Origin of the sequence: Cobetia sp. SIMBA_158 (assembly GCF_046566945.1) — a bacterium.
Lineage (GTDB): Bacteria > Pseudomonadota > Gammaproteobacteria > Pseudomonadales > Halomonadaceae > Cobetia > Cobetia amphilecti.
Window position 1 is genome coordinate 1 of sequence record NZ_JAWJYL010000815.1, and the last position, 249, is coordinate 249.

The window sequence follows — 249 nt, forward strand, 5'->3', positions numbered from 1 at the left end:
GACTTCGTGAACAAGGTGTTTTATCAGACGCTACCCTCTCCTCCCTAGGTCGTAAAATCAACCTTGCTCAATCAGCAGCTCAAATTGATTCCCTTAAACAAAAAATCCGTACATTGGATGACAAGTCGTCTGCTGTAGCAAAAAACAATGAACTTAAACAAACGATTTCGCTGTACCAACGACAAGCGCAGCTCAATGCAAACAATTTAACAAGTAAGTATGGCAATAACCTTAGTAATCAAAGCAAGG

Annotated in this window: 1 protein-coding gene; it reads left to right on the plus strand. The window is 40.2% G+C overall.

The window, feature by feature from the left end:
* The coding region (locus R2R70_RS22085; protein ID WP_410979211.1) for a hypothetical protein at positions 1–249 on the plus strand (249 nt) is incomplete at both ends.